The following is a 20,484-nucleotide window of genomic DNA, read 5'->3' on the forward strand; positions in this document are numbered from 1 at the left end:
AAGTTAAATGAAGGCGCGATGAATGCAGATATCTTAAGTATGTGTGGTATCGATGCAATGGCATTGGGTAATTTAATCGTGTTCAGTAATGTGCTCATCGCGACTGTTTAAGAAAACTTGAATTGTCGCGATAAATCGAATCCTCAGCCTTATTGACGAGACTGAGGATTTTTTTTATCTTTAATTGAGTAATTAAAGAGTATCGAGCGCTGGATAATCAGTGTAACCGAGTGTGTTACCACCAAAGAGTGTTGCACCATCCAAGTCAGCGAGTTCATTGTTGTTTTTCAAACGTGAAACCAAGTCTGGGTTTGACACGAATGGACGACCGAAGGCTACAAGGTCAGCGTAACCTTTGCTTAGTACTTCATCTGCGCGTTTTTGTGTGTAGCTACCCGCGACAATGATGGTGTTAGTGAAAATTTGTCGCAACTCAATACGGAAGCTTTCAGGGATCACGGGTGCATCATCCCAATCCGCTTCTGATAAGTGCATGTAAGCGATATCACGAGCTTGTAGTGCTTTCGATGCATCAAGGATTGTTGGGACGATATCTGGGCAATCCATATCTTTAAATGTGATGAATGGGGCAAGGCGAACACCCACTTTATCAGCACCGATTTTTTCAATGACAGCATCAACAACTTCAAGCAGGAAGCGAAGACGATTCTCACGAGATCCACCGTAGTTATCTGTACGCATATTTGAATTTGTGCGAAGGAATTGGTCGATAAGGTAGCCATTACCACCATGGATCTCAACGCCATCAAAACCAGCTTCAATAGCGCGTTCTGCTGCGTAAGAAAAATCGTTAATCACACGATCAATATCTGCTTGATTCATTTCACGAGGTTGAATGCAATCAACCATGTTGCCATTACCTTCGTCATCCGAAATCCAAACTTTAGTTTCGACAGGCGCTAGTGCTGAAGGTGCGATAGGTAGTTCACCTTTCTGGAATGTAGGGTGAGAAACGCGACCCACATGCCATAGCTGGCAAAACATAGCGGCACCTTGGTCGTGTGCAGCTTTAGTTATTGGTTGCCAGCCTTTAACTTGTTCGTCGGTGTAAACACCTGGAGTGAAAGAATAGCCCTGAGAGTCATCTGAAATTTGAGTCGCTTCAGAAATGATTAAACCCGCAGTTGCACGTTGCTTATAGTATGTTGACATCATTTCATTTGGTATGTTGCCTGGTTGACTTGTGCGAGCGCGGGTCATTGGAGCCATGACTACTCGGTTTTGTAAATCCAAATTTTTTAGGTTTGTTTTCTGAAATAATTTACTCATCGGTGTTTCCATTATTTATCCTTAATAAGTCGATAATGACTGCAGCGTAATGGATCATGCTTGGACCCGTGTAGCTTCTGTTGATGGTTGTTATTATATTCTTTCGCTTTATTATGATAATTGGGTAAAATGTAAAATCATTATTCGGATAAACTAAATGATAGGGGGATAGATGGATAAATTTTCTGATATGACCATGTTTGTGAGTATTGTTAAGCACCATGGACTTGCTGCAGCTGGTCGTGACCTTGGTCTTTCTCCCGCGACAATGACTGCAAGACTTCAGGCCCTTGAAGAAAGGTATGGTGTAAAGCTGCTTAATCGGAGCACAAGGCATGTGTCACTGACGGACTCTGGCGAGCTTTATCACAAAGCCTGCATTGAGATATTGGATAACGTGAGTGAAACTGAGAACCTTATCCTGAATGGTGTAAAAGAAGTGAAAGGCTCACTAAAAATCTCTGCGCCAAAGGATATAGGCAAACAATACATTCTGCCTATATTGTCTGAGTTCTGTAAGCTGTATCCAGATGTGGTGCCGTACCTATATTTGAACGATGATATTTCTAATATTGCTGAATCGGGTATAGATATTGTCGTTCGATATGGAGAGCTTGCTGACAGCAGTTTGATATCACGACGATTATCATCAAGCCAACGAGTGTTATGTGCATCGCCAGAATACTTAGCAAAGCACGGCACGCCACTAACGCCACATGACTTGGTTAATCATGATTGTCTTGCAATGATCCGCAGTAATGAGGAACTTAAAACATGGCACTTTCAAGATCAAGACTATAAGAATGCGATCACTGTTATGCCTAAACGATTTTCAGATGATGGTGAAGTTATTCGATGCTGGGCCTTAGAGGGGGTTGGTATCGCGCTTAAATCTGTTCTAGATGTGCAAGACGATATTCATAATTTACGCCTTGTTACCGTGCTTAATGGTTATATGATGAATTTTAATGCATCGACCTCAGCATCAAGCGCAGACTTAAATGTTGTGTATATCAGTAAGAAGTACCAAGCAAAACGAATTAGACTATTTTTGGACTTTTTGTTTGAGAGATTCAGCTGTATGACTAAAAAGCAGTAGGTTCGGATCCTACTGCTATGTAATGTTGACCTAATAACAAATTATTGCTGTAAATTAACCATCACACGACCGCGTACTTTACCTGCCATTAGCTCATGCGCTGTTGCTACAGCTTCATCTAAGCTGATCTCAGTGCCAATAGACGTAAAGTCACCGTCTGTTAATAAATTGGCTAAACGTGCCCATGCTTCTTCTCTGTCTGCAAGCGGACGCATAACACTGTCGATGCCAGCTAACGTAATACCGCGTAAAATAAATGGCGCTACACTTGCTGGAAAATCCATGCCTTGTGCTAAGCCACAGGCTGTCACCACACCACCGTATTTAAGACCTGCACATACATTGGTAAGAGTATGGCTACCAACAGAGTCAATCGCAGCTGCCCAACGTTCTTTAACCATTGGACGGCCTGGTTCTGACAGTGAATTACGATCGATTATCTCAACGGCGCCTAATGCTTTGAGGTAATCAGCTTCTTCTGGACGACCGGTTGATGCAATAACATGATAACCCAGTTTTGCTAATAAGGTGATAGCAAAGCTACCAACACCACCATTTGCGCCTGTTACTAAAACATCGCCTTTTTTGGGCGTAATACCGTGACGCTCTAATGCAATAACAGATAACATGGCAGTATAACCTGCTGTTCCGATCGCCATTGCTTGCTTTGCTGATAATCCTGCAGGCAGTTTGATTAACCAATCGCTATTGAGACGGGCTTTTTCGGCAAGGCCACCCCAATGTTTCTCGCCCACACCAAAACCATTCAGTAATACTTGATCACCAGCTTGGAATTTGTCGCTATCGCTTTGGGTCACAGTACCGACTAAATCGATACCCGGTACCATAGGAAAGCTACGCACGACAGGGCCTTTACCTGTGATCGCTAAGCCGTCTTTAAAGTTAAGTGTGCTGTAAGCTACATCAATACTCACATCACCTTCAGGCAGTTGTGATTCATCAATTGATTGTACTGAGGCTGTGTATTGATCGTCATTTTTTTCGATTAAGATGCCTTTAAACATGATTTACTCCGAATATAGACTGGTCGTCTATTTAAATGGAAAAATTTTTATAACATTGAAATTGAATTGGAAACTAATGCCTTGACCGTTATTTTAGAATAAGGCACGTATGATTATTTTAGCTGGTGGCGATGCTGGCAATAAACGTTGCGATATATAAATTCAGCGGTTGCACTGACTGTACGAGTCGCGCACGCATTACTGCGCCTTCCCAACCAATCCAAAAGTACTCAGCTTGTTGTTCGCAGTTGATATCAAGGCTAATGTCGCCTTGTTGTTGCGCAGTCTCTAAACACGCTTGCATCTTGGTTTGCCACACAGTAAAAATGTCTTGCAGCACTAAGCGATAGCTTTGCGGTAAAGTAGCCACTTCTTGGCCTAAATTACCAACTAAACAGCCGCGTTTAAACTCGAATTTAACAATGCCTTGTTTGGCTTCATCGGCGAATTTAACAATACGTTGTAACGGTGCTATAGATTCATCAAGTAAGCATTTATCAAGTTTTGCTGCGAAGTAGTTGGCGTAGTTATCAATTACTGCCTGACCAAAATCTTCCTTACTTTTAAAGTAATAGTAAAAAGATCCTTTCGGTACACCGACTTTTTTTAAGATGCCATCGATACCGGCAGCAGCAAAGCCACTTTCCGTTAATACTTCGACGCCACTGCGAATTAAAAGGGCACGTGTATTACTATTTTCACGGGGTACTTTTGGTGGCCGACCTCGACGAGGTTTAAGCTGATTACTTGTCATATTTTCCATAACAATATTATAGACCAGCCGTCTAGTTAATTGCAATGAGCAGATATCAGAAAGATCCTTAAACAGGATCTTTATTGATTTTGATCAGAAAGCAAAAAAGACAGCCGAAGCTGTCTTTTTAATGCAGAGATGAATTAAGCTTGGATTAGAAGCTGTAGTTCATTTGTGCTGAGTAGATCCACGCATCACCACTTGATTTGAACGTTACCTCTGGTACGCCAGCTGAAAGTTCTTCTTTAAAGGTGATTTCTTTACCAGCAACCAATGCTGCTGCTAGGTCAAACGAAAGTGCTTTTGTCGCTTTATAAGTTAGACCAGCAGTATACCACTGGCGATCTGTATCTGGGATACTAAGTGTTGCTTCACCAGCTTGTTCATCAAATGCATAACCTGCACGTAATGTCACAGCTTCAGAAAGGTAGTACTCACCACCAATCGCGTAGCGGCTTGAGTTACTATAGTCTTCTTTTTTCTCTAGACAAACGCCACCTGCACAGCCTTCACTTTTGGCAACAATATCACCAAAATCAGACCATGTACTGTACTGCCAGCTATATGAAACTGCGAATTTATCGGTTAGTTTATGGTAGCCAGATACTTCTAAAATTGAAGGTAGATTAATATCTAACGTGCCATCAACAGGTCTAGTTACGCCCATTAAATGAGCATTACCCGATGATGCTGTACCTGTGTACTCACCTTTTAATTCTGTTTTAACTTTTGATTTGTAGCTAATACCGAAACGGTTATTTTCATTGACTTCATATAGCGCACCAAGATTCCAGCCGAAACCATAACCATCACCTTCCATCTTCGCTGCATTTACACTAGGTTTAAGTCCATTACTTACACCTAAAGCACCGATATTTCTTTCTAATTCAGCTGTTGCATATACAACGCTTACACCTGCGCCTAGGCTTAGTTGTTCATTTACACGATAAGAAATATTAGGGTTAAAGTTAACACTCATAATGCTTGTTTTACCAGCTGAAGGACCAGCCATATAGTCATTTGAATATTCAGTACCAGTACCGTAATTTGAATAGATAGCTAAACCTGCAGCGAACTTATCGTTAATAGGCTGAATGTAATACATTGCTGGTACAATTTGTGAGGGTGCAATGTCTTCAGCGTCAAAATATTCTTTAGGAAGTGGGCCTAAATTACTCTGTCCTTCAATATCAATGTCTGGCGATACATAAGAACCAACAACTGAAAGTTGTGCTTTATCAAAAGTTGCCATTAACGCTGGGTTACGTGCAAGTGATGCTGCATCATCGCCGATTGCTGCTTCACCAGCGAATGCGCGGCCTAGACCTGACGCTGAGTGTTCACTTACTTGGAAACCTGCGGCATTTACTTGGCTTGCTGCAAGTAATGCTGTAACTGCTAGAGCAACTTTATTAATTCTCATGTAAACCACCATATAAAATATAAAATATAAAATTAGAAATTATGAATGGATATGCCAGTTCAAATAAAATGAACTTTTTAAATATCCTTAAAACTTGTACTGAAATCTAATTCTTTCGTATTAGATCGTAAAGACATTTTTATAAGAATTTATGACGATCTGTCTACTTTCATAATACTTTTGATGATTAACAATGACTTAACAAACCTTGCTTTTCATTTACATCAATTTGTTAACCGCTTGTTATTAAAGGTTAAATGTTGTTTTTATAAATATTAAATAATAATCAAATAAAACTCCTCTGATCTGTTTGCAAATATGTGAAATATTACTATGAGACTTTGAATTACGTAGAGCTAAGGCTCTATAAAATAGCGCTTTTTTTGGTCGTTATAACAAAAAGGTATACATTTAGAGGTGTCTATATTGTTTTTTATGGTTTTTTTGTACTTTATATTTTATGGATTGTATCTTTATTTGAAGGTGTAATTCGTTCTAGAGTGGAGTTTGAGATTTATTTGGCTGGGTCGATAAATGAATATGCCATCCAATAAGATGAACGGCATTGGAATATAGTTTTAACTTAGAATGGTTAGAAGCTGTAGTTTAACTGTGCTGAGTATAACCAAGCATCACCACTCGAAGTAAATGTTTTGGGCTTAGTTGTTATGCCGGGGATCTCTTCTTCGAATGTAACAGTTTTACCTGTAATGAAGGCCGCTGCTAGGTCAAACGATAGGGATTTAGTCACTTTATATGCCATCCCCGTTGTATACCATTGACGATCTGAATCTGGAATTCCTAATGTTGAGTCAGCTGCCTGCTCGTCATATGCGTAGCCTGCGCGCAACGTTAGGTTTTTAGCTGGATAATATTCAGTGCCGATTGTATAACGACTTGAGTTATTGAAGTTTGTATCTTTCCTTAATACTTCTACGCCCTCTAAATCGTAAGCAACGATATTGCCAAAATCAGACCAAGTTGTGTATTGTCAGCTATAAGACACGGCAAACTTGCTTGTTAGTTTATGATAGCCTGATAGCTCTAAAATTGAAGGGAGTGTATTATCCATAGTGCCATCAATATCATTAACAATACCTCCGTTTGTTGCGTGCATACCTGAGAAAGTACCTTCTAGTTCCATTTTCGAGCTATGTCTATAGCCAATACCAAAACGATGGTTTTCGTTTATTTCATATAATGCGCCTACATTCCAGCTGAAATTAATACCATCCCCCTCCATGTCGGCAACATTTATTTGGGGCTGATTTGGTTTTAATGGTACGTGTATACTTCTTTTCAACTCTGCAGTTGAGTAGATCGCATTAATACCAGCACCAATACTAAATTGGTCATTGATACGATAAGAGATGTTTGGATTAAATGTTGCAGTCACAATATTTGTGCTACCTGCGGCGGTGTTATTAATATAATTATCAGAGTATTCAGTGCCTGTACCAAAATTAGAGAACATAGCTAAACCAAACGCCCACTGATCATTAATTGGTTGGACATAATATATCGCAGGTACAATTGCAGATGATACGATATCTGTTGCACTATTTGCTGTCGCAGAGCCACCTCCTATAGTTTCCCTATAGCCTGTGATGTTCACATCGGGCGATATATATGTGCCAACAACTGATAGTTGGGCACGATCAAAAGTCGCCATTAATGCAGGGTTACGTGCTAATGATGCGGCATCGTCACCAATTGCCGCTTCACCAGCAAATGCACGTCCTAACCCTGATGCTGAATTTTCATTAATTTGAAAAGCTGCTGCATTCACTTGGCTCACTGCAAGTAGCGATGCAACTGCAAAAGAGACTTTATTTATTCTCATGGAACCTACCTATTTTAATGAAAACTCTAAATATAATTTCGAATGGATTACAACTGCCGTATGTCAGGTGTTGAAATCCGAATTGAAATCTAACCCTTTAGTGTTACCCCGTAAATGTGCGGCTATAATATTCATTATTACATTTAGTTCTATGTGGGTTTTATAGTGGTTAGGGTTCTCAAGTTATTGATGTGTAAGTTTTTATCTTGTTGTTATTTATATTGTTTTTGTTTTTGTTTTTGTTTTTGTTGGTAGTGGGTAGCTTAAGTATGCAGTGTTTGTAAAGGAGGGTAAAAGACAGTAAAGTTTATCTTAAGCATCAAATCAATAGAGTTTGTACTCTGGATTTAGGGTTGTTAAATCATTGATTAGAAAGCTTTACAGAGCTAAAAAGCGGCTGATGCCGCTTTGGTTTTTAGAGGACGTGAGGTAGCTATTCTCCAATATTACTTGGTGCGCTTTTCTTCTCTTTTAATTGTTCAGAGAATTGACCGAGTACATTATGCATTTGTTGTAATTTACCTAGAAATGCAGCAATTGCTACGTCAAACCCTTCTTCATTTGTTTTTGGTAATGCTTGCTGGTCTTCAACTAACTCTTCCATATAAGGTAAGAATCGATTTGAATTTGCTTTGAAGCCACTATCAGCAGCAAAAATCGCGCTAAATTTACCCATTTTACGTTTGCTTAATAACGTTAAGAACTCATCCGCCTCGATAGCTGGGTGGTAAAAGTTTTTTAGCTGTGCAGTTAGCTGTTCATGAAGTTCTTGATTTGTCATAGCGCCGGTATTCTTATCGATAAAAGGGTCGGTATTATATACCTAAGTTAGTTCAAGATGCTATATCAGAGACTCGCTTGGGTATCGGCACCTGAACTAGATTGGGTATTGTATTTTTCTGTTGATGAAATTAGATTATGCTCGTTCATTTATATTCTAAATGTGATCTAGCTCAATTTTGCTAGATTTAGACCTGAAAATCATGCTTTAATGCTCGGTCAACGGAATGGTTTAGCAAGATTCATATCTGCTTAGTTGTATCAGTTAACAGCTGTGCTGACAGCTGTTAACTGATACATTTATGAGGACGTAATAAGATGAAAAAAATTCTTGTGATCGGAGGCGGTGCTGGTGGCCTTGAGCTTGCTACGCAACTGGGTCGTAAATTGGGGAAAAAAGGCAAAGCGAGCATTACGCTGGTGGACCGTAACAAAACCCATTTATGGAAACCGTTATTACATGAAGTGGCGACAGGTTCACTTGATACCGGTATTGATGCGCTTAGTTATGCTGCACATGCGAAGAACCAAGGTTTTGATTTTCAATTAGGCAATTTTTCAGGTTTAGACCGTGACACGAAAACAGTAACCATTGCACCTTTATATAATGATTGTGACGAATTACTGATTGCTGAGCGTACCTTGCAATACGACTACTTAGTATTAGCTATTGGTAGTATGTGTAATGACTTTAATACTAAAGGTGTTAAAGAGAACTGTATTTTCTTAGACAGTCCTGATCAAGCACATCGTTTTCACAAAGCATTATTAAATCAATTTTTATTGCATGGCGCAAACAAAGCTAAAGATGCAAAAGTAAATATTGCCATTGTGGGCGCTGGTGCAACTGGTGTTGAACTTTCTGCTGAGTTACACAATACCGCATCACAATTATCGGCTTATGGTTTTACTAATGTAAACCAAGAATCGTTAAATGTAACTTTAGTTGAAGCGGGTAAGAGTATTTTACCAGCATTACCGTCACGTATTTCTGCTGCAGCACATCATGAGCTAACTAAAATTGGTGTCGATGTACGAACCGAAACGATGGTAACGGAAGCGAATAGTGAAGGCTTGGTAACGAAAAATGGTGACACTATTCCTGCATCATTGATGGTATGGGCTGCAGGTATTAAAGCGCCTGACTTTATGAAAGACATTGCTGGGTTGGAAACGAATCGTATTAACCAGATCGTGGTTAAAGGTAGTTTACAAGCAAGCCGTGATGATAGTATTTTTGTTATTGGTGATTTAGCCTCTTGTGCACAAACTGATGGTTCATTTGTACCGCCGCGTGCGCAAGCCGCACATCAAATGGCAACTATTGCGTTTAAAAATATCGTGACGTTAATACAGGGTGGGTCAAGGCTAAAACCTTTCGTTTATCATGATCATGGCTCATTGGTGTCGTTAAGTGGCTTTAGTACTGTGGGTAGCCTGATGGGTAACTTGACTAAAGGTAGCATGATGGTTGAAGGTCGTATTGCGAGAATGGTGTATATTTCGTTGTATCGTATGCACCAAGTAGCATTACACGGTTATGTAAAAACCGGACTGATGATGTTGGTTGGTAGTTTGAACCGGGTATTACGTCCAACGTTGAAACTGCATTAATCGCGACTAGATTAAGGTTTAGATAGTTAAAAGGAATGGCCTAGTGGTCATTCCTTTTTTGTTACCTCATATTTATTCGACAAGCTGTTTTTGACCGTATTCGTTAACCGGATTGGCTAAACTGTTTGTGTTAAGTTAAATAGAAATTGGTGTTTTGCTTTTTTCTCCACCGATCTCACGGACTAACTTCGGCACTAAAAAACCCGGTAAGCGTAATAAGAGTTGGTTCATTATCTCGACCGCTTTCTCTTCAGGTACGTCAAAATGACTTGCCCCTTCGACTTTATCGAGTAGATGTAAATAGTAGGGCTGAATTCGATTATCAAAAAGGCGTTCGTGTAATTCCACCAAATCATCAGCATTGTCATTTATGTCGGCTAATAACACGGCTTGGTTATATAAACTGATGCCAGCAGTGGTGAGTTTAGCTAACGCAGCGGGCAATTCAGCGGCTAATTCATTAGGGTGATTAATGTGTAATACGACACTGCAACGCAAGCTCGATTTTTTAAGCAGCGTAACGAACTCATTGGTAACACGGCTTGGCATCACCACAGGTAAACGTGTATGTATGCGTAGACGTTTAAGGTGTGGGATCTGCTCTAATTGTTCAACCAGCCAGCCAAGTTGCTTATCGTTCGCCATGAGAGGGTCACCGCCACTAAAAATGACCTCGATGATCTCGGGTTTAGAACGGATATAGTCAATCGCTTGTTGCCATTCATGTTTGTTATTACTATTGTCTTGATAAGGAAAATGACGGCGGAAACAATAGCGACAGTTGATCGCACAACCGCCACGGACAATAAAGAGTACACGGTTGGTATATTTATGCAGTAACCCTGGTACCACAGATTTATGCTCATCAAGAGGATCTTTAATAAATCCGGTCTTTTGGATGAACTCTTGCTGATTGGGCATCACTTGCAAAAATAACGGGTCTTTTGGGTTGCCTTTTTCCATGCGATTGACAAAGGATTGTGGCACGCGCATTGGGAATAATTGTCTTGCCGCATAATCTGATTGGAAAGATACTTCGGGAAGTTCTAGTATAAAAAGTAGCTTTCGGGGATCTGAAATGGCGTTAGCTAAGTCTTTTTTCCAATTTTCCTGCATATTTTGATCATTTCGGGTTATCATTTGCGGCATTATTGAACTCTATTTTTTTCATGAGGATAACATGGCATCATATAAAACCAGTGACTTTAAAGGCGGTTTAAAATTCATGCTTGATAATGAGCCTTGCTCTATCATGGAGCATGAGCATGTAAAACCAGGTAAAGGCCAAGCGTTTCATCGCGTTAAAGTTCGTCGTTTAATTTCTGGTAAAGTAATCGAAAAAACATTTAAGTCTGGTGAATCAGTTGAAGCAGCAGACGTAATGGAATCAGAATTAGCGTATCTATATAACGATGGCGAATTCTTCCATTTTATGAACAATGAGACATTTGAGCAAGTAGCAGCTGATATTAAATCCGTTGGTGATACAGCTAAATGGCTTGTTGAACAAGATATCTGCGTTATTACTATGTGGAACGGTAACCCTATTGCTGTTACAGCACCAAACTTTGTTGAATTGGAAGTAACAGAAACAGATCCTGGCCTAAAAGGCGATACTCAGGGGACTGGTGGTAAACCTGCAACATTAACTACAGGTGCCGTTGTACGCGTACCTCTATTCATCCAAATCGGTGAAGTGGTGAAAGTTGATACACGTTCTGGCGAATATGTTGGCCGTGTAAAATAAGTTGATTTTGCGCTAATTAAATTAGCGTTAATGAACGATAAAATGCCAGTCTTTGACTGGTATTTTAGTTTTTAGAAAACGATTAAATACGTAGAAATAATAGTATTAATTAAAGTAAGCCTGATGGCTTTAATGAGTGCTATGTAGATCATTAATATTATTCACATTTAAGCAGTGATAACCGGGGTAGATATGAGTGAATTAAATTGGCAACCGAGTGCAAGTTTTAATGCACTGCGTGCTCGCGCTAAACTATTAAATGTGATCCGTGAGTTTTTTGCGCAACGAGATGTGTTAGAAGTTGATACGCCGGCGATGAGCCAAGCCGCTGTTACCGACGTACATTTAGATGCATTTAGCACCGTATTTGTTGGCCCTGGTTACAGCGAAGGTCTGCCCTTATATTTGCAAACATCACCTGAATTTCACATGAAAAGATTGCTAGCAGCAGGTAGTGGTTGTATTTACCAGATGAGTAAATCATTCCGAAATGAAGAAGCCGGACGTCATCATAACCCTGAATTCACTATGCTGGAATGGTACCGTATTGGCTTTGACCATTTTCAACTAATGGATGAAATGTCTAAGTTACTGACCTTGGTACTCGGTTCAGGTAAAGAGCAACGTTTTACTTACCAAAACGCATTTAAGCAGTTTTTACAGTTAGACCCTTTGGTTGCATCAATGGATGAGTTACGCAACGCGGCAAAAGCGTATAACGTTTATGATGTCGTCGTTAATGAACCCGACCGAGATACGATTTTACAGCTATTATTTTACGTGGGTGTCGAAAGCCAAATAGGTCAAGATGTGCCGTGTTTTATTTATGATTTCCCTGCATCACAAGCGGCATTGGCTCGTATTAGTCAGCAGGACACACGAGTCGCAGAGCGTTTTGAGGTGTATTTTAAAGGTATTGAGCTTGCAAATGGATTCCATGAATTAGCGGATGCAAAAGAACAGTTATCACGTTTTACCGCAGATAATAACAAGCGTAAAACAATGGGCTTGCGAGAGCAACCTATTGATCATTATTTAATTGATGCATTAACCGCAGGTTTTCCTGACTGCGCAGGTGTCGCGTTAGGTATTGATAGGTTAGTGATGTTAGCTACGGATGCGAACAGCCTAAATGATGTAATCGCCTTTCCAACACCGCGTGCATAATTTGTGTTTAAAGCAAAAGGGGTGAGTCGTTCTTATTGAATCTTAGCAACATTCACTCAGCCCTTCTGCTTTTAGATGACGGTTATCTTAAGCTACCTTTTTTCATACTCATTACATGGCCGCTATCACTGACTTTTATGCCATGTTTTACATTCAGATCCAATTGGTGCAGGGCAATACGAATATTGTGCTCTTTAAATACTTGATTGATACGGGTGTTAAGTGCGTGTGTCATGGTCAAACGATGGCCCATTTCTGCGACATAACAACGCACTTCAAAGCATAATGAATGTTGGCCAAATTCAATAAAGAATACTTCAGGTCCTGGATTATCAAGGCTTAAACTATTTTCTTCGGCACAGCCTAATAGCAGTTTGGTAACCAGTTCAATATCAGAATTAAATTCGACACCGATATTAATGATCACGCGGGTAATTGAATCGGATAGAGACCAGTTAATAAATTGTTCAGTGATAAAAGCTTTATTTGGTACGATAATTTCCTTTCTATCCCAATCAACAATAGTTGTGGCGCGGGTCTGAATTTTACTGATACTACCGGTTAATTGACGGATTGTGACGGTATCACCAATACGAATCGGTTTTTCAAATAAGATAATCAGGCCGGATACGAAGTTGGCAAAAATTTCTTGTAAACCAAAACCTAAGCCGACTGTTAATGCAGCCACTAACCATTGTGTTTTTGCCCAATCGACACCTAAAAAGTTAAATCCGACGACAAAACCAATTGAAATCGTCATGTATTTGGCTAACGTCGTGATCGCAAAACCTGTACCTGGGCTAAGATCGAGATGTTGCAAAATAAGCAGCTCTAGTGCACCCGATAAATTACGTACTAATACTAACGTTAGTGCAAAAATAGTGATGGCTAATAGGCAGCTCTTTAAGGTAATCGGATCGATATATTCAACCCCGTTTAGGGTATTGGCTGCATCCCAAAGCGTGATGGTATCGAGGAAGGTAAAGGCACTTTGAATTTCAGACCAAAATAGTGCATTTAATGCGACGAATAATAAGGTTAATAAAGTACGTAATAAGCCGAGCGATTGTGCGCTGATTTGATCCAGATCGATCTCGGGCTCTTCGATATCAAAATGGCTTTCTTGACTGGTATTTTGCTCGCCCTTTTCAACTTCTTTCGCACGTTGAGCAATAATATCGATACGTTTGGCTTTCGCTCGTTCAAAGGCCAGACGACGTTTTTGTAAGTGCATACCACGGCGTATCAAATAATAAGTGAGTAAGAAGAACACGCCCATGAATAAGGATGATTCCATCTGTTTTAGCAATACTTGCGCTGTATAGAGGTAGCCCATGAGTGCGATGATGGCTGATGCGATTGGTGCCATGATAAAGACAGTCCAAATCGTGTGGTGGACAATGTGCGGTTTGCCGTTATTTTTTTTCTTATACGTTAGCGGTAATTTTTCGCGATATAAGCGGTAGTAGAACTGCGTTAATGCACAACAAGTAATGATAAAGGCAAGACGACCTAGCGATCCATCATAAGCTTGTTCTGGATACTGATAACAAAGCACTTGGATGATGTAAGAGGGCCAAGAGATAAAAAATAGCACCTGATAATAACCCCAAATTTTTGCGATTAGTTCTTTATCTATTTTAAGGTGAATTTGTAGTAAGCCCTTATGGCGGGTGAGGTTACGCATAAACAGGTATATCACTAACAAAAATAGCGAATCTTGTAACGCGTGGCCAATATTTACTGCAAAGGGAAATTCCCATGCGCTAATAAGTAGCTCTGTAATAATAAGCAGTGAAAGCGGCAAAATCAGTGCATCGGCAAATGAATACGTGAGATTCCGTAAGGTATAAGAAAACTTATCCTTTGTTACTTTACCAACCTTTGGATATGTTTCGGCTATATGCTTGGTAAAATATTTATTCAGGGGAGCATGTAAATAAGTGAGACCTAGAATGAATAACAGCGCCAAACTTAACGTTGCTAAAGGCACAGAGAGTATGGCTTGTGGGATCGTGATACTGTTATCGATCGAGGCGATCCAAAGCATACTCGCCAAAAGTTCTGAAATTGTTTGAGTATTTATGAATGGAGAACTCGGCACCCAGAATAAATGCTCATCAGCCTGCTGTTTAATTTGTACTAATGTGCTATTCATTTTGCTGTAGCTGACTTTTAATTTTGTTTGCTCGTAGATATGATTATCTAAACTTGAAATAAGTTGGCTGAGTAACAGTCGACGTAATTCAATAAATCGTAACAGACTCTCATGTTCTGCAGGTGTGAGTGTTTTTGTTGCTAATGGCAGACTGTCTAATTGTGTCTGCATTTTTTTATAGCGAAAGCGTGCTAGGCGACTTTCAACAATTTCATTTTCAAGTTTTTCTAGTGGTGGCTCACTCGGTAAGCTACTTACTTGAGCCCGTAAGTTTTCACCAAACGCAGAGCTGATTTTTAACCATTCTACTTGCTCATTAAAATTAGTGAGCGTTGTAGTGAGCGCATCTACTTGCTGTGTAACTGCTTGTTGTTTACGTTGAATTATTTCATTTTTAGCTGAAACGGTTGCAAGTTCTTTAGATAGTTCTTGATTGATTTCGAGTTGTAGCTGTAAAAATGGAGAACTAATCAGTGATGAATCATTGATTTGTTTACTGCGCGCAATCGCGTCTTCGGTTTCCTTGCGCAATATGCTATTACGTAAGTCAGTCAGTATTGTTAAGTACTTACTGACATCTTTTTGTTCTCGCCGTATTAAACGGCGATTGAGCTGCGCTAATTCACTGCGATTACTGGCACTGAGTTGTTCAAGCTCTAGCATCTGGATTTTCGTTGATAATGATGATTCTTTGATTTGCAGTGAAATTCGTAGGGCTTCTTGTTCACTATTTAAACTACCGTTTCCTGTGCTTATCAGCTTGTCAGATTCTTTTTGTGTATTGGTTAGTTTACTACGTAAGCGTTCAATATCAGTTTGAAATGAACTGATTCTAATACCTATGGTGGTGAGTTCGCTACTACGCGCCTGCTGCTGTTGTTTTAAATCGGTAAGGTTGGAATTTTGTTTCGCAATTGCTTGATCGACTTTATTTAATGACCAGTCACTTGGATCGGCAAATTTTGCTGATATATAGTCTGCAATCTTGGCTTTTAATGTTTGTGATGTGACAGGGTAGTCGTCAATGATTTTTTGATAACTAACGGCTGTTTGACGGGCATCTGTGTCTTCGATGAGATCTTTTAAAGCTTGTTGATAATACTTGAGCTGTAATTTAACCGAAGGTGTAGGCTCTAGTTCTTCAAGCTGAGATATGGTGTTGTTAAGCTGAGCCTCACCATAACTAAGCTGTGCATAAACTGGCGTAAAAAATAATGAAAATAGAATAAGTAAAATTACATAATTTTTAGTCATCATAATATTTCATAAGCACAATTAATAATGTCATTTAATCCCGGTTTATCCGTTTTCAAACTGTATTAATCGGCCTATTTCTTTCCTGCATTCCATGTTTCAAAGAGGGCGGCTGAGACCACTAATACTCCTCCCGTGATGGTGGCAGCATTGGGGATTTCACCTAAAAAAGGGATCGCTAGCAAACTACCGTAAAGCGGCTGTAAACAGGAGATAAGACCAACTGTTTTGGCTTTTAGGTAGCGTAATGCTGTCACTAGCAGTGTGTGTGGCATCGCTGTAAAGCAAATTCCTAACACAACTAATAACGTCCAACTGTCATTATTTATACCTGCTAAGTCTACACCCAAAAATGGTGAAAGCATACACGCGGTTAATAATGTTTGATAAAACATGGTGTGTGGGCCACTGTAGTGGGATAGCTTACGTTTGTAGAGTATATTTCTTAAAGTAAACAAAAATGCGGAGCTAATACCGCTGATAATACCGAGAGTCACATCATTCTCTAGAGACAGTTCCGGTACTAATAAGCTAATGCCGATTAGTACCACTAATGCCGAGATTATATCTTGACCTTGTATTTTTTCGCGATTAAACAAAGGTTCTAAAAATACCGTCATCACAGGATAAGTGTAGAAGGCAATAAGCCCTATCGCAATGGTCGACAGCTGCATACCTAAGAAGAAGGTTACCCAGTGAGCGCCCACTAACGCGGCTAATAATACGGCCCAGCCATAATCGCTTAACTTATTTAATCGCAATGGCTGCTTGGTGATTTTTAATAATAAACACAGCACAGTACTGGCGATAACGCAGCGAATAATGGTGATATCAAGTGCACTTAATGGAATGAGTTTAGAAAATAATGTGGTGCCGCCAAGTAATAGCGTTGCTGAGTGTAGAGCCCAAAGCCCTTGTTTATGTTGTTCCATTTATTACTTACATCCTTGCAATAGTTAGCCAGATCAATTGGTAGCATTCATATTTATTTAGTGATTATAACCTTTGTATAGAAATAATAATGGCATTGCTGTGGTTATTTAAATATTGAATATACAGGGTTAGGTTGGTTATTGAGGGGGAATGTTACCCATTAAAACTTTTACGTTTATAATGAGTAACATTATCCTAGCTATTACGCTTAGATTATCTTATTTATTCTTGATTCGGGCAAATGCTTCACCCATTACTGTTGCTGTTGTTGGCTGTAATTCATCAACAAATTCAACGGCATCTTTGGTAAATACAGCAACGATCGTTGAGCCTAGTTTAAAGCGACCCATTTCTTCGCCTTTTTCGATAACGATTGGCGCTTGGTTTTCATATGTCCAACGTACGATCTCTTTATTCTTTGATGGTGCGATAGTGCCGTGCCAAATTGTTTCAATTGAGGCTACGATTGTTGCGCCAACTAATACCATTGCAAATGGACCAACCTCGGTATCAAAGATAGCGATAGCACGTTCGTTACGTGCAAATAAATTTGGTACATTTTGCGCTGTGAGTGGATTAACTGAAAACAGATCGCCCGGTGCAAAAATCATTTCTTTTAACGTACCAGTAATTGGCATGTGGATACGGTGGTAATCACGTGGCGATAAATATACTGTCGCGAAATCACCATCTTCGAATTTATTTGCAAGTTGACGATCACCACCAAGTAGTTCGCACACACTGTAATCATGGCCTTTAGCTTGCACTATACGACCTTGTGTAATTGGACCTGCTTGGCTTACTGCTCCATCAACGGGTTGGCATAACATGTTATCGTCAGCATTGATTGGACGTACGCCTTCTTTAAGTTCACGGGTAAAAAACTCGTTGAATGTTTGGAAGTGTGCTGGATCTGAATGTTTTGCTTCATCCATGTTCACATTGTAACGCTTGATAAACCAGCCGATTACATTGGTGGTTACTTTACCGTGAGCACCATTGGCAAATAAACCAATAAGACGAGATAAACCATGTTGAGGAAAGCAGTATTGGGCAATAACTTTAAGCTTGTCTAGCACCTGAGAGCCTCTTAAATAATTGAATAAGTTAGAATTAACGCTATTGTAACAACTTTGGATATTGTTGTCATAATTTGCGTCATGCGTTTAATTAGACAATGGTTATTTTGCGATTTAGGTAAGCAAGATAACCCAGCGTCATTTTTAGTTGTATTATTAATTGTGTACGAGTTACTTACGCACTGGAACATGACGAGTTGGACGATTGTCTAACATTGTTTCTAAAATGCGGAGATAGTTATCAAAGCGTACTTTTTTGATTTTGCCTTTTGCTACAGCTTCTTGCAGTGCACAGCCAGGATCATTTTTATGTTTACAATCGCGGAAGCGACATTCACCTAAGAAATCTCTAAACTCGATAAAGCCATTAGCGATCTCTTCGGGTTTCATGTGCCATAGCGAGAATTCACGTACACCTGGTGAGTCAATAAGATCACCACCTGATGGGAAATGATATAAACGCGCTGTTGTTGTTGTATGGGTACCAAGACCTGATTTTTCCGATACATCACCCACATCGACATTTAATTCGGGCATCAAGGCATTAACTAGTGATGATTTACCTACGCCTGATTGACCCACAAAGATAGTGGTATTATCTTTCAGTAGACCTTGTAGTTCACTTAACCCCTTACCTTCGATAGATGATACTTGCCATACTTCGTAGCCAATATCACGGTAAGTTTGTAGCTGCTGGTTAATGGTGAATAATTCATTGGTGCTTAATAAGTCAATCTTATTTAATAAGATCACTGGACGGATTTTCACATCTTCGGCAGCAACAATATAACGGTCGATAATATTGGTTGAGAATTCAGGTACGACAGAGGATACGATCACAATCTGATCGATATTAGCCGCAATCGGTTTAATACCGTCATAAAAATCGGGACGGGTTAATACGGTTCTGCGTTCGTGTACTGCTTCGATAATGCCAGAAATGCCTTGCAGCTGTTCATTACCTAAGCGCCAAACGACACGGTCACCTGTTACTAAGCTCGCAATAGAACGACGTAGATTACAGCGGTGAATGACCCCATTCTCATCTTCTACATCAGCATGTTGACCAAAGCGGCTAATTATTACACCTTCTTGCTTTTGGCCGAGAAGAGCATCATCCCATTCTCGTGTATCTTGCTTTTCTAAACGTTTAGTCTGGTTGCTACGTACGCGACGTATTTGACCTTGGGTTAAATGTTTCTTTTTAGCCACGGGTAATTTAATTCCTGAGTTGTAACAAGCGTATTGTAGTACAGCTGCTGCTGAACATCGCATTTCGAGGTCGATTGAGTATAATAACCTTAAATATACGATTAAACGACAACTATTAGGATCCCATCTATGCAACTCGCCGACAACGCTGCGCAATTTAATGAAAATAATTTAGTTTGGATTGACTTAGAAATGACTGGTCTTGATCCAGAAAAATGTCTAATCATTGAAATTGCAACTATCGTCACTGATAGTGAATTAAACATTCTTGCAGAAGGACCTGTATTAGCTATTCACCAAGATAAAATCGAACTTGATAAGATGGATGAGTGGTGTACAACTCACCATACTAATTCGGGTCTTGTTGAACGTGTATTAGCAAGTAAAGTCACTGAAAAAGAGGCTGTTGAACAAACATTAACATTCTTACACCAGTGGGTACCTGCGGGTAAATCACCATTATGTGGTAACAGCATTGGCCAAGACCGTCGTTTCTTAGTGAAATATATGACGGAATTAAATGATTATTTCCATTACCGTAATGTGGATGTGAGTACGATTAAAGAGTTAGGTCGCCGTTGGTGTCCTGAGGTTGTGTCGAGTTTCCATAAGGAAGGTTTGCATTTAGCACTGGATGATATTCGTGAATCAATCGGTGAATTACAGCATTATCGTCAACACATGTTTAAAATTTAAGCAGCGGAACGACTGGTTGGATAAATTTACGACCTTATAGTCGAAACATTCGGCAATATCAGGTTTTTTTATAATAAAGCTTTGGTCTATGCTTGCAAAAACCAGTCGGTTCTATATAATTCGGCACCTAAGATGAGATGCGGTACTAGCTCAGTTGGTAGAGCGCAACCTTGCCAAGGTTGAGGTCAAGAGTTCGAGCCTCTTGTACCGCTCCAATCTTATCTTAGAATACCAAATAGAATTCCGAAGCGGTACTAGCTCAGTTGGTAGAGCGCAACCTTGCCAAGGTTGAGGTCAAGAGTTCGAGCCTCTTGTACCGCTCCAAATTCAGATTTTTTGAATGTTAATTCACTCGAATGATCGAATAGTTTCTGAAACTTTAAATCAGACAGATGCGGTACTAGCTCAGT

Annotated in this window: 15 protein-coding genes, 2 tRNA genes and 1 pseudogene; 7 read left to right on the forward strand and 11 right to left on the reverse strand. The window is 39.8% G+C overall.

The features are described 5' to 3' along the window. Positions 1-192: 192 nt before the first annotated feature. Positions 193-1,290, reverse strand: coding sequence for an alkene reductase (locus BT797_RS00450; RefSeq protein ID WP_045112366.1), 1,098 nt, complete (start codon positions 1,288-1,290; stop codon positions 193-195). A gap of 172 nt (positions 1,291-1,462) precedes the next feature. Between BT797_RS00450 and BT797_RS00455 the strand changes: the two genes are divergently transcribed. After that, positions 1,463-2,389, forward strand: a complete 927-nt coding sequence (locus BT797_RS00455) for a LysR family transcriptional regulator (protein WP_045108843.1) — start codon at positions 1,463-1,465, stop codon at positions 2,387-2,389. 41 nt (positions 2,390-2,430) lie between these two features. Here the strand turns inward: BT797_RS00455 and acuI are convergent, their stop codons facing one another. The 5 genes and pseudogenes from acuI to BT797_RS00480 all read right to left on the reverse strand — a co-directional run bounded on the left by acuI (position 2,431) and on the right by BT797_RS00480 (position 8,215). Beyond that, complete coding sequence (gene acuI, locus BT797_RS00460) at positions 2,431-3,414, reverse strand: acrylyl-CoA reductase (NADPH) (RefSeq protein ID WP_045108844.1); 984 nt, start codon at positions 3,412-3,414, stop codon at positions 2,431-2,433. A 118-nt stretch (positions 3,415-3,532) separates the two neighbouring features. After that, entirely contained in the window at positions 3,533-4,168 is a 636-nt protein-coding gene (gene acuR / locus BT797_RS00465; protein WP_045108845.1) for an acrylate utilization transcriptional regulator AcuR, read from the reverse strand. A gap of 154 nt (positions 4,169-4,322) precedes the next feature. After that, positions 4,323-5,591, reverse strand: coding sequence for an OmpP1/FadL family transporter (locus BT797_RS00470; protein WP_075470843.1), 1,269 nt, complete (start codon positions 5,589-5,591; stop codon positions 4,323-4,325). Positions 5,592-6,183: 592 nt separating this feature from the next. Beyond that, a pseudogene (locus tag BT797_RS00475) lies at positions 6,184-7,434 on the reverse strand (OmpP1/FadL family transporter). Between the two features lie 433 nt (positions 7,435-7,867). Then, on the reverse strand, positions 7,868-8,215 hold the full coding sequence (locus BT797_RS00480; protein ID WP_045108848.1) for a hypothetical protein: 348 nt from the start codon (positions 8,213-8,215) through the stop codon (positions 7,868-7,870). 317 nt (positions 8,216-8,532) lie between these two features. On the opposite strand from BT797_RS00480, the gene BT797_RS00485 reads away from it, so the two are divergent. Continuing rightward, positions 8,533-9,828 carry an NAD(P)/FAD-dependent oxidoreductase gene (locus tag BT797_RS00485; protein ID WP_045108849.1) on the forward strand — a complete coding sequence of 432 codons (1,296 nt, stop codon included), beginning with the start codon at positions 8,533-8,535 and terminating at the stop codon, positions 9,826-9,828. A 135-nt stretch (positions 9,829-9,963) separates the two neighbouring features. Here the strand turns inward: BT797_RS00485 and epmB are convergent, their stop codons facing one another. Then, the gene (epmB, locus tag BT797_RS00490; protein ID WP_045112367.1) at positions 9,964-10,944 is read right to left on the reverse strand and encodes an EF-P beta-lysylation protein EpmB; all 981 of its coding nucleotides are present in this window, start codon (positions 10,942-10,944) and stop codon (positions 9,964-9,966) included. Positions 10,945-11,008: 64 nt separating this feature from the next. On the opposite strand from epmB, the gene efp reads away from it, so the two are divergent. Next, positions 11,009-11,575: an elongation factor P gene (efp, locus tag BT797_RS00495; protein ID WP_045108850.1), complete on the forward strand. Its 567-nt coding sequence runs from the start codon at positions 11,009-11,011 to the stop codon at positions 11,573-11,575. A gap of 192 nt (positions 11,576-11,767) precedes the next feature. Beyond that, entirely contained in the window at positions 11,768-12,742 is a 975-nt protein-coding gene (epmA, locus tag BT797_RS00500) for an elongation factor P--(R)-beta-lysine ligase (RefSeq protein WP_045108851.1), read from the forward strand. An 82-nt stretch (positions 12,743-12,824) separates the two neighbouring features. On the opposite strand, the gene mscM is transcribed toward epmA, so the two are convergent. The 4 genes from mscM to rsgA form a co-directional block, all read right to left on the reverse strand. Then, positions 12,825-16,157, reverse strand: coding sequence for a miniconductance mechanosensitive channel MscM (gene mscM, locus BT797_RS00505; protein ID WP_075470845.1), 3,333 nt, complete (start codon positions 16,155-16,157; stop codon positions 12,825-12,827). A 71-nt stretch (positions 16,158-16,228) separates the two neighbouring features. Further along, complete coding sequence (locus BT797_RS00510; RefSeq protein WP_075470847.1) at positions 16,229-17,086, reverse strand: DMT family transporter; 858 nt, start codon at positions 17,084-17,086, stop codon at positions 16,229-16,231. 219 nt (positions 17,087-17,305) lie between these two features. Next, on the reverse strand, positions 17,306-18,166 hold the full coding sequence (gene asd / locus BT797_RS00515) for an archaetidylserine decarboxylase (protein ID WP_075470849.1): 861 nt from the start codon (positions 18,164-18,166) through the stop codon (positions 17,306-17,308). Between the two features lie 171 nt (positions 18,167-18,337). Continuing rightward, positions 18,338-19,378, reverse strand: a complete 1,041-nt coding sequence (rsgA, locus tag BT797_RS00520) for a small ribosomal subunit biogenesis GTPase RsgA (protein ID WP_045112369.1) — start codon at positions 19,376-19,378, stop codon at positions 18,338-18,340. Between the two features lie 129 nt (positions 19,379-19,507). Between rsgA and orn the strand changes: the two genes are divergently transcribed. The 3 genes from orn to BT797_RS00535 all read left to right on the forward strand — a co-directional run bounded on the left by orn (position 19,508) and on the right by BT797_RS00535 (position 20,398). Further along, complete coding sequence (orn, locus tag BT797_RS00525; RefSeq protein WP_045108854.1) at positions 19,508-20,074, forward strand: oligoribonuclease; 567 nt, start codon at positions 19,508-19,510, stop codon at positions 20,072-20,074. 139 nt (positions 20,075-20,213) lie between these two features. Then, positions 20,214-20,289 (forward strand) — tRNA-Gly (locus BT797_RS00530). 33 nt (positions 20,290-20,322) lie between these two features. After that, positions 20,323-20,398: transfer RNA gene (locus BT797_RS00535), tRNA-Gly, on the forward strand. Positions 20,399-20,484 lie beyond the last annotated feature (86 nt).

The organism is Moritella viscosa (assembly GCF_900120065.1).
Classification (GTDB): Bacteria; Pseudomonadota; Gammaproteobacteria; order Enterobacterales; family Moritellaceae; genus Moritella; species Moritella viscosa.